The 9,054-nt window shown below is 58.1% G+C and carries 8 protein-coding genes; all 8 read right to left on the bottom strand.

Annotated elements, in window-relative coordinates; translation table 11 throughout:
* Nucleotides 1–136: 136 nt before the first annotated feature.
* Genes cas2e through cas3 form a run of 8 tightly spaced genes read right to left on the bottom strand, consistent with a single transcriptional unit; the run spans nucleotide 137 to nucleotide 8,802 of the window.
* Entirely contained in the window at nucleotides 137–448 is a 312-nt protein-coding gene (gene cas2e / locus BRA62_RS10725) for a type I-E CRISPR-associated endoribonuclease Cas2e (protein WP_292366563.1), read from the bottom strand.
* Nucleotides 436–1,332, bottom strand: coding sequence for a type I-E CRISPR-associated endonuclease Cas1e (gene cas1e / locus BRA62_RS10720; RefSeq protein WP_292366562.1), 897 nt, complete (start codon nucleotides 1,330–1,332; stop codon nucleotides 436–438). Before cas1e ends, cas2e begins: the two co-directional genes overlap by 13 nt.
* A gap of 9 nt (nucleotides 1,333–1,341) precedes the next feature.
* Complete coding sequence (cas6e, locus tag BRA62_RS10715; RefSeq protein WP_292366561.1) at nucleotides 1,342–2,025, bottom strand: type I-E CRISPR-associated protein Cas6/Cse3/CasE; 684 nt, start codon at nucleotides 2,023–2,025, stop codon at nucleotides 1,342–1,344.
* Nucleotides 2,025–2,780 (bottom strand): type I-E CRISPR-associated protein Cas5/CasD, encoded by a 756-nt coding sequence (cas5e, locus tag BRA62_RS10710; protein WP_292366560.1) that lies wholly within the window; start codon nucleotides 2,778–2,780, stop codon nucleotides 2,025–2,027. The genes cas6e and cas5e overlap by 1 nt, the downstream gene beginning before the upstream one ends.
* Complete coding sequence (gene cas7e, locus BRA62_RS10705) at nucleotides 2,773–3,903, bottom strand: type I-E CRISPR-associated protein Cas7/Cse4/CasC (protein WP_292366559.1); 1,131 nt, start codon at nucleotides 3,901–3,903, stop codon at nucleotides 2,773–2,775. The genes cas5e and cas7e overlap by 8 nt, the downstream gene beginning before the upstream one ends.
* A gap of 9 nt (nucleotides 3,904–3,912) precedes the next feature.
* The gene (casB, locus tag BRA62_RS10700) at nucleotides 3,913–4,428 is read right to left on the bottom strand and encodes a type I-E CRISPR-associated protein Cse2/CasB (RefSeq protein WP_292366558.1); all 516 of its coding nucleotides are present in this window, start codon (nucleotides 4,426–4,428) and stop codon (nucleotides 3,913–3,915) included.
* Between the two features lie 4 nt (nucleotides 4,429–4,432).
* Nucleotides 4,433–6,067, bottom strand: coding sequence for a type I-E CRISPR-associated protein Cse1/CasA (gene casA / locus BRA62_RS10695; RefSeq protein ID WP_292366557.1), 1,635 nt, complete (start codon nucleotides 6,065–6,067; stop codon nucleotides 4,433–4,435).
* Nucleotides 6,064–8,802, bottom strand: coding sequence for a CRISPR-associated helicase Cas3' (gene cas3, locus BRA62_RS10690; RefSeq protein ID WP_292366556.1), 2,739 nt, complete (start codon nucleotides 8,800–8,802; stop codon nucleotides 6,064–6,066). The genes casA and cas3 overlap by 4 nt, the downstream gene beginning before the upstream one ends.
* Nucleotides 8,803–9,054 lie beyond the last annotated feature (252 nt).

Here is a 9,054-nt window from a genome sequence, read left to right as displayed (position 1 = left end):
CCACACGCGTGGGGAACACTCTTCATCTTATTTCCTGGAGAAGGAACCTTCCTTCTATCCAACGGTGAGAAGATGCCACATGCAGAATGCACTCCCCTTTCCACCATAAGAGATATTCAGAGGTTGGAAGCGTAGTTTAGGATCCTGCATGATCATTTTCACATTCGGGAAGAAAAGAGATGAACTTTACGCCATCCATCTCCTTCGGGATGCGCCGGTTCGTCCCGGCGGTTACGAAGTCATAGCCTGCATCGTTCGGTTCGGCCCAGACCATGACGGCGTTTCCATTCTCGAGACCTTCAAGGACGGTCTCCCAGATCATGTCCCGGACGCGTACCGAGTAATTCCCGACGTAAACACCGGAACGCACCTCGACGAGCCAGAGAGCCAGCCTTCCTCGCAGGCGAGGAGGAATGTTCTCGACGCAGACAACCATCAGGGATCCCATGGGTTTTCCTCAGGTATCGCGGGGGGTAGAGCGCCTGCTGGCGCTTTGGGAATAGACAGGCCGCCGGCAGCGAGCACATCGTCGATCAGAGGGATGATCTTCTCCAGGAGCCGGGTCGACCTGAAGGCATCGCGGCAGGCAATCCGTGTCTCCCGTTCCGGATCGGATGGGTGGCGCGAAGCCACCCGAAATGCTGCAGGGACGACCGTATCGAACTTCACGAGATCGGCGATATCATAGATGAACGAGAGCGGTTTTCCGGTATGGATGAACCCCATCGCGGGAGAATACCCGGCTGCGAGCACCGCAGCTTCGCATATCCCGTACAGGCATGCCGTCGCCGAACTGAGGCAGCGGTTCGGGACGTCTCCACTCCCCCAGTCGGTAGCGTCGTAATCTCGCCTCTTCCAGTTCACTCCATGTTGCCGGGCAAGGTTCTCGTACATCCGCCGGACACGCGCACCTTCCATCCCACGGAGCTGGTTGACCGTATAATCCTCGGGGATCTCCGTGCCGAAACGGAGTTCATACATCTTTCGGACAACACGCAGCCGGGCATCTTCATCAAGGGCGAGTTTCGCCTGGTAGAGAAGCCGATCGGAGCGTGCACCGCCCGGCCTGCCCGAGGAGTACAGTCTCACTCCCGCCTCCCCGACCCAGACAAGGAGACACCCGACCCGGGCGGCGAGCACGACTGCGGCATGAGACACGCGTGTCCCCGGCTCAAGCATGAGGCAGACAACGCCGCCGATCGGAATCTGGGTCCGTATCCCGTTTACGTCCACGAGAACGAAGGCGCCATCGATGACGTCGAGTTCGCCCCGCTCCAGAAAAACGAGGGAAAGGCGTTCTTTCACCGGGATCGCCCTGAGATGGGGGAGCATCTGCGCCCCTCACAGGGGGCGCACAAGGAGCAGTCCGCAGCCGAAGCTCTTCGCGGGCCCTACTCCCGTGTACAATGTTTCCTCAAACCGGTCAGGATCGGTTACAGTCAGAACGCCCGTGAAGTCGATGGTGCTGATGACGACATTCTTCTTCCCGTTCCGTTTCTCGAACTGGTGCCGGCGATATCCATCGGCCCGGACCATGCCTTCATCCACCGAAAAACCGAGCCTCTCGCAGCGCGATGCAAGCCAGGAATACCCCTCTTTCTGGACCAGCACCGGTTCGGGGGGGCGGGCCTCCGGTGGACACCCTGACGTTTCAAGCAGTTTTTTTGCATCCATCACGACATCGTGCCGCTGCTGCTTTCCTTTCTCGTCGCGCTTCGTTCGGATGGGGTTTGCTCTGAGCGAAAACCCAAGTCGCTGCCCTGCTTTGAGGGTCGGCTGGTAGTTTTTCTGCTCGATATGCCAGATGCCATCAAGATCGACGGGTTCGGCCTCTGAGACGGCGTATATCAACGGAGAACGCTCCTGCAGATCCAGCCGGTAGATAAAGTCCCTCTCCTTCTTTGAGCCGTCGGAGAAGATACGCCAGATCATGGCATGTACCTCGTAAGGGTTCCTGATCGCCTGCCAGAACCCTGATGAGGCTGCGCCGTCTTCACCCAGGCGGATCCGGTAGAGGTAGTGCATCACCTCACCTCCTCGGGGATCTCGACCCGCGCTTCATGCTCGACCCGCTCCTCGAAGAGCCATTTCGACCGATCGGTCGGGATGTCTCGCCGGGGTGTTGCATAGGCAGCGCCTGTGGAGAATCCGGTCTCTTCGTCCCCCTCCCAGAAGAGCATCCCTTCGGCACCCCTTCCGGGAAGCCCCTTCAAAAAACTCCCATCCTTAAAGGAGGCCTTCTCAAGAGCTTCTTGTAGATTTGCTCCGGTAACGATCTGCGACTGCACAGGCAGCGCGATCGGGCAGGACTTTCTCCCGAGGTAGAGGGTGAAGACCGGACTTTTCAGCCGCTCAGCAATCTCGGCAAGCGGATAGGGCGGTTCGGCCGTTGTCTCCCACAGGCAGACCGTATAGAAGGCATCGCAGAGATACTCACGCGTTGAAAGGATAGTGTTGAGCATATCCCGTGGGATGCTCAGTTCCTCTCTTCGTGTGGCAAACTTCCAGTTCCGCTTTCGTGCGATCTCCGGCGCGACCTGTGTTGTATGGTAGTCCCGCAGGAGGTTGCCGGGGGTGTGGGCAATTGTCGCCATTCGGTAGCCGTCTCGCAGGCGTGCCTGGGTTGTGGTGTCGTCCCGGCGAATCCCGAGAGCCGCACCGATCAACCCAAGGATTGCCGATTTCGTCGGGCTCCTCTCGCCGGGCCGGTACTCCCCCACGGCAATCCCGCCCCACGACGCCATCGGTCCGTAGAGTCGGAATACGAGATACTCAGGCATGGTTACCAGCAACAAACGTGAGGATGTCTCCGAGCGTTCCCTCTCCGGTCAGGGCATTCATCTCTTTGTAGCCGTCGGCGCACGATCCGTAGACCTGCTCCATGTTCTTCCGGGTCTTCGCCAGCGCCGTGATCGCGCCGTCGAGCTGGTCCTCTCCGTCGACAGGTTTCAAAAACGCTACCGAAAGAGACCGTGGCTGCTGGCTCCCCCGCTCGGCAAGGAGGTAAGACGCGTATGCCCGCGAGGCAAAACTGTTCTGCTTTCCTTTCGGTCCGACCTTCGCTGCCGTCTCCACGAGAGCACGAATAGCCGAATCGGCAAGATTGGCGTCACCGCCCAAGTTCTCGATGAGCAGATCGCGGTTGACGCAGATGTAGGTATAGAAGAGCCCGGCTGCAAACTCGGCCTGTCCGACATGCCCTGCACCGACGTCCTCAACGCCCCGGTTGAGATCGTCCACAGCCGTGAAGTAATCGTCCTCCACTGCGACCTTGTGGACCGTGATCGCGTGTGCGACCTGGACTGCTGCCTCCTGGTTGTACGATGGAGACGCAGCGAGCATCCGGCCAAACATGGCGATATCCACAGCGGAGTTCTGCTCACGGAGGAGTTTGAGATCCTCGTCTGTCGGTGCCTTTCCGTCCGTAGAGATACTTGCGATCAGGTCGTCGATCGCCGCGATCTCTTCGGGGCTGAAGTGAACCATCTGTTCGACGCAAAGCGAGTCCTTCTTTTTTTCTTCAGGATCATCATCCTTCTTTAGCGTCTTGAGTTTACCGAACCTGCCTCCGATTGCCTGTGCCCACGTTACAGCCTTCTTATCGTCGATTTTTGGATTTACTGCCTCTGTCTCTTTCTCGGCAATAACGTCAGCGAGTGTCCGCCCCGTCGTGAGGGCGAGATACACCTGCCACCCCATCTCTTTTGTCCTGACCCCGAGGTGATCGCCAAAGGCCTCCTTGAAGAGGGCAGATTCACGCCATGCCCTCTTGAGACTCTGCGAGGATACCCTGAGTCTTCTCACTCCTCCCATCGTGGCGGTCTTCGGCGTTCCAAGGTCATCCCGGTTCAGGTTCGACGGGGGATACGATGCAAGCATATGCAGTTGGATAAAATCAGTCATTTCTTCACCTCAATCTTCATTTCGTGGGATATGTTCGTAGTACGCTTCTGCCCAGAATCTCTTCGTCTTCTGGTTCCACCGGTAGACTCCCCAGATGAGGCTCGGGATCGCCGACTCAGGGACTTTCCGTTTGATCTGGCGGATCATACGTGTCAGCATTGGGTAAAGTTCGGTATAATCATCATCAGCCACTCTCAGGAGGCGGCGGAACCGCGGATCGCTTATGCGGGGTGCCGATCCGCCTTCGCCCGGGCGAGCAAAGAGTTCGGCTATCGTCACTCCTCCATCTGCCCCGGGCAGGATCTCGACGTGGGAGAGGATCCCGGCAACGGCCGCAAGCCTTTCGGGATCGAGATTCTGTGGTGCCGCCATCTTCAGACGGTAGAATGCCGGCACAAAGGCCACCTCGGCGGGGCTGCGGCATCGCCGGAGTTCTGCCCGTTCGCCGTGTTTCTCATTCACTGTTGCCCACCAGGCAATCACTGCGCGAGTGGTCTCCTGCCATGGTTTTTCAGTCTGTGTCATAGTTTCAGTCATGACGCTGCCTCATATCAGGCCTTGCCTTTTTTTCGTCAGCGATGCCGAGGTGCCCCCGGATCGCTCTATTCGCCTTCGAAAATGGATTGGTCAGCAGTCTGCGGGCTTTGACCGCTCGTTGTGCATCGATTGCATCGATGAAGTCTATCTGAGAGTACTCGTCGAAGAGTCGCTTGCTGGTATCGTTGAGCGTTGCAAGCCATCGCTTTCTGATTCCGGAGGTTTCGCCGCCGTTGCTCAACGCAGAGGCGGTGTCTTCAAGACCCCGGTAGAACGCTTCTTCGGTTGCCTGGTAGAACCGTGCGGTGATCACCGAGAGATCTCCTTTGACGTCGGAAGGCCTGTCAAAGAGCGCGATCTTCACGCACCACCGGACGTTGTTCGCCGCCTCTCCTGCACTTCTGACCATGCCTGCAGCGAGTTCCTCGAACGAGGCCGCCCACTCGTCTCCAGCAGTGATGATCGGCATCGTCCCCTGGTAGTAGCAACGGGGTTTTTTGTTGTTCATGTCATAGCCGAAGAGCCAGAGACGCGGCCTCCCGCTATGCCCTGAGTAGATCTGCCTGGCCTTTCCCGGGGGTGTACGGCCGGGAAAAAGTGCTACGTTCTGAGAGATCTTCGCCCCCTTCTCTTTGTCGTTGATGACCGTCCCGAGCCAATTCTGGTACGTGATTCCGTCCGGCTGCAGGTGCAAAGGCAACAGATCCGTTGAACTCTTATCCTTCCTGTAGTACGGGCTGAGCGGGTGAACCCAGCCGGCGTACTTTATCCCGTAAGGTTTTGTCCGGAACCGGATGATCCGGTGTTCGTCCTCTGCACCGCAGAGGTCGCAGGATCCCGTGGGGGCATTATCGAAGTCGAGGAAGATCCTCCTTGGCATCGCCCAGAAAGCCTGATCGGGGTGGGCATCCCGCGGTGTTGTTGGTGTGCCCGCTTCACTGGTTCTGACATCCCCCATCCAGGGGAACCTGTGTGAGTCCCTGGCGATTACCGGGCTTCCGTCATCGTCCCTGTTATCTTGGTCGATGACGTTGGCCCAGACGGTCTGCCAGAGCGTAGGACCCAGGATGATGCTGGTCATCGGCCCCCCACCCCGGAGGGAGGTCATATGACCGCGTCCCCCACCGGGAGCATTTGTCTGGAGGGTGAAGAGTGCCATGGCGGCACATTTCGGGCAAAGCCCTTGCACTGTCCCTCTCTTGACGAACCAGTCCGTATTGTCACTGATCTTCGTCTTTTCGGGCATTCCGATCAGGAGGTTATCTACGCTCCAGTCGGCTCCATCCTCAATGTCGACATCCTGCATAAACCGCGGTCCGTCACCACCGAGGTTGAATGCCGGGACGATCGGTTCGAACTTCGCCCTCAGATCATCCTCGCTTGGAGGATTGAGCAGCAAATTTTCCCATTCCTCGTCGTCTTCAGGTGTGAGGACTGTCTGGCAGATGCCGACGAGAAACTGCACAAGAGCGCCGTCGAAGTCCGGCCGGGGAGAGGCTATCGATACAATCGGATTATCGCTCCCATCCCCATCGGTGATTCGCCACGGTTCTATGGTTTCTCGTTCTCCGTTTCTCCGTCTGACCGGGATCCACCTGTCAGTAATCAGATTTATGATGGATATCACCTCGGGTTACCTTCATCACTTTCAATTCGTTCCACATCAGACTCGACACGGTCGTGGTCTGAATTTTCTGCCTCTTTTCTGGCAATAGCAAGTCCCTCTTCACTGTTGTACCTCACCCGAACCTTCGCTCCTGACTTTTGTGCTGCAACACCTGTCCATTCTCCGTTCTCCAAAACGAGAGGGACGATAACGGCGTTCCGCCCCCGGTCAGGCATTGCTGCAATCGCAGTCTCAACTGCCCTTGCAAGCGGGCCGGTGTGCTCTGCCGCGGCTGCAACCTGGCTCTCGCGGATGTTCACCTGGCTGAGGTCCCATGCGATCCGGGGATCGGGGTCATCAGCCCAGGGAGCGATCCGGTCATTGTCCCACCGGGCAAGCCTGAGCGTCACCGACGGTTCTCCAAGACGGGTGGGGGTCCTGACGTCGGCCCTCCACCCTTCACCGGTTGCCGAGTAGCCGGGTTTCAGTTTGAGGGCGTTCTGTGCTGCAAACGATGCGTCTGCAGACTCGGTTCCCCGCACCATCGCGGCGAGTAAGCGGAGAGATGCCGGAATCGCAGTTTCGCTCTCGTCGCCGAACACGGCCTCGATGAAAGGATGAGCGTCTCCAGGGATTTTGATCTCGCCTCGCGAGAGCAGTTTTGCGGTAAGCCAGAGGCGTGCATGATCCGGGTAGACCGCTGCACCTCCCGGGAACATCCTGGAAAACCACCGTTCATCCGGGTTTTCCGGAGTTTCCGGAGCAAGCACCATGATGTGCGGTGTGCCTCGTTCTCCACGCTCGTGCCGGTGAACCCTTCCTGCTCGCTGAATAATCCGGTCAATAGGAGCAAGATCGGTGACCATGAAGTCGAAGTCGAGGTCGAGGGACTGCTCCACCACCTGGGTAGCGACGATTACCTGGCCTCTCCTGCTCTCCGGGGTGCTCTTTTTGCCGAAGTGATCCTCGACTCCTTTTTCTATCTTCAGGCGGTCACCGAGCGTGAAACGTGCGTGGAAGAGGTGTACCGTCCCTTCGGGCAGGATCATGGAGAGACGTCGCCACGTTGCGACGGCATCGTCGACGGTGTTTCTGATCCGGCAGACGCACATCCCGCTCCGTGCTGCGGTGACGACTGCTGCATCCGCTTCGTCCGGTGATGTAGTCAGGGAGACGGCGATCCGCCGCTCCCGTGCCATGGGGAAGATCCGTTCCTCTGGAGCTGACCGTGAAATATGGGTGAGGAGGGGGTAGCCGTCTGCCTGGAGTTCTGTTTCCATGTCCGGGATACGGCGTGCAAAACTCTTGGCGAGTTGTTTTCTCTGATTTGCAGGAAGTGTGGCGGAGAGGAGGATGGCGCTGCCTCCCATGGCGCCGTGAAACTCCAGGAGCCGTTGCAGGAGTTCGTGCATGTACGGGTCGCAGGCATGCACTTCGTCGACGATCAGGATGTTTCGCGAGAGGCCGAGGAGCCGGAGCGACTGGTGGCGAACCGGGAGGATTCCGAGGAGAGCCTGGTCGATGGTCCCCACACCCACCTGGGCGAGAAGGGCTTTTTTCCTGTTGTCCGCGAGCCAGGCCGCTCCGGAAGAACTGTACTTTCTCACCCCCTCTTTTCCTTCGAGATACGCCCTGAGCGCGCCATAGAGCCGGCTGGCCGAGTGAGCAAGAACTGTGGAGTACGTGTTATTCTCAAAGAGCCTTTCTGCAACAGTTTCAACTCTGCCGTACATGGCATTGGCTGTTGCCATGGTCGGAAGCGCGATGTAGATCCCCTGCCCTTCTCCGGCAACCATGAGCCGGTGTGCAAGGGTGATAGCCGCCTCGGTCTTTCCGCTCCCGGTGGCGTCTTCGATGATGAAGAGGTGCGGCCCTTCTCCCAGAGGGCATGAAGATGCGTAAGCCTGGAGGGGGGTCGGCGTATGTTCGGGGAATATCTCCGGGAAGAGATCTTCGATCTTGCGCTCCTGCGACGGTACGGCTGGAATGGCGCCTTTTTCCCTGATTGCCGTCGCTGCATTCGGAAAGGCGGTGTCGGTCAGGTATCGCGAGAGATCGACGATGTCTTCTCTGAACGGGAAGTAATGTTCGTCCGATCCGATCCAGTCGGCAAGCACACAGAGGCCGGCGATAAGCCAGGATGCCTTTTTGATTGCCCGGATGCTCTCCCGTCCTCCGGATAGGGGGAGCGGCCTGTCGCCGAGAAAGAGCGTTGTGCAGTCTCTGACAAACTCTTCCGCCGCAAATCTATCTTCGTTGGTGAACCACTCGTTTATCGATGTCCCTTCTTCATCCGGCGGTCTGCCGTGATGGCCGCAGGATAATTTGAGGAGCGGATCAATGATGCGCCATCCGTTATCCGCATCCATTCCGTCCTTGAGAGCGATCCACCCTTCATCAATCGCCTTTCTCCAGAGGTGCTCCCTCCAGAGCCGGTATCCGAGGTCGGCATGGTGCCTTTTCATCCGGTTTTCTGCTGGGAGGTCCGAGCCCATCAACTGGAACGCCGGCGTTGAAAATTTGCCTGTGTCGTGGACGGCGAGGAGGAAGCCTATGAGCGATTCGAGTTCCTGTTCTTCAAGGCCGATTATGCTGAGGCGCTCTCGCAGCAGCGGGTCGTTCCTGAGCAGGAGTGAGCCTACGGCGGCCACATCGAGGGCATGGTATGGGAGCAGGTGGAACGCTGGAGTATGTTCGTCCCTGCTTTTTTTGCCCCAATATTGGAGATAGGAAGGAGTAGGATCCATAGGCTTCATCTCAGGAGGTGACGGGAGATCTCTTGTTGATCTTTGAATGGTCCTGGTATAATATATAGTACCCCTTCGTGAGGCGAAAGTGAAGAGGTTAACGGTTTTTCCAACCGTTCTCAAGTCGGATTTGCTGTTTTTAAGCACGTTCAGGGGAGCACGTGGTCCGGAGCTGCCCCTTCGGTTCATCCCCACGTGCGTGGGGAACTCTTCTCTGCGGTTATTTTGCACTCGCAGATTGCCGGTTCATCCCCACGTGCG

Origin of the sequence: Methanoculleus sp. UBA208 (assembly GCF_002498065.1) — an archaeon.
In the GTDB taxonomy this organism is placed as follows: Archaea; Halobacteriota; Methanomicrobia; order Methanomicrobiales; family Methanoculleaceae; genus Methanoculleus.
This window is presented reverse-complemented; position numbering and strand designations above follow the sequence as displayed.

Coding starts and splice junctions, on each gene's coding strand:
- cas2e (WP_292366563.1), bottom strand. CDS start 448: ATGGGATCCCTGATGGTTGTCTGCGTCGAGAACATTCCTCCTCGCCTG.
- cas1e (WP_292366562.1), bottom strand. CDS start 1,332: ATGCTCCCCCATCTCAGGGCGATCCCGGTGAAAGAACGCCTTTCCCTC.
- cas6e (WP_292366561.1), bottom strand. CDS start 2,025: ATGCACTACCTCTACCGGATCCGCCTGGGTGAAGACGGCGCAGCCTCA.
- cas5e (WP_292366560.1), bottom strand. CDS start 2,780: ATGCCTGAGTATCTCGTATTCCGACTCTACGGACCGATGGCGTCGTGG.
- cas7e (WP_292366559.1), bottom strand. CDS start 3,903: ATGACTGATTTTATCCAACTGCATATGCTTGCATCGTATCCCCCGTCG.
- casB (WP_292366558.1), bottom strand. CDS start 4,428: ATGACACAGACTGAAAAACCATGGCAGGAGACCACTCGCGCAGTGATT.
- cas3 (WP_292366556.1), bottom strand. CDS start 8,802: ATGAAGCCTATGGATCCTACTCCTTCCTATCTCCAATATTGGGGCAAA.